Raw genomic sequence first — 296 nt, 5'->3', positions numbered from 1 at the left:
CGGCGACTTTCGGCGTCAATTCGCTTGGTTTGAACAGCACGCTGTTACCCGCCAGCAACGCTGGAACGAGGTGACCGTTGGGCAAATGACCCGGGAAGTTGTAAGGATCGAACACCGCCACCACACCGTGCGGCTTGTGGCGCAACACGGCGGTGGCGTCGCCCAACGGGCCGCTCTTCTCGCCGGTGCGTTCGCGGTAGCTCTGAATCGAGATGGCAATCTTGTTGACCATGCTGGTGACTTCGGTGGCCGATTCCCACAGTGGTTTACCGGTTTCTTCACCGATGCAGCGGGCC

General features: G+C 60.8%; 1 protein-coding gene. It reads right to left on the bottom strand.

Annotation, left to right across the window (positions count from 1 at the left end; genetic code table 11):
• On the bottom strand, nucleotides 1-296 hold a 296-nt coding region (locus BK665_RS33650; RefSeq protein WP_123410658.1), incomplete at both ends, for an aldehyde dehydrogenase family protein.

It is taken from the genome of Pseudomonas frederiksbergensis, from assembly GCF_003732665.1.
In the GTDB taxonomy this organism is placed as follows: domain Bacteria; phylum Pseudomonadota; class Gammaproteobacteria; order Pseudomonadales; family Pseudomonadaceae; genus Aquipseudomonas; species Aquipseudomonas frederiksbergensis_G.
Note: the sequence above shows the minus strand (reverse complement) of the source record. Positions and strands in the feature narration are given on the sequence as shown.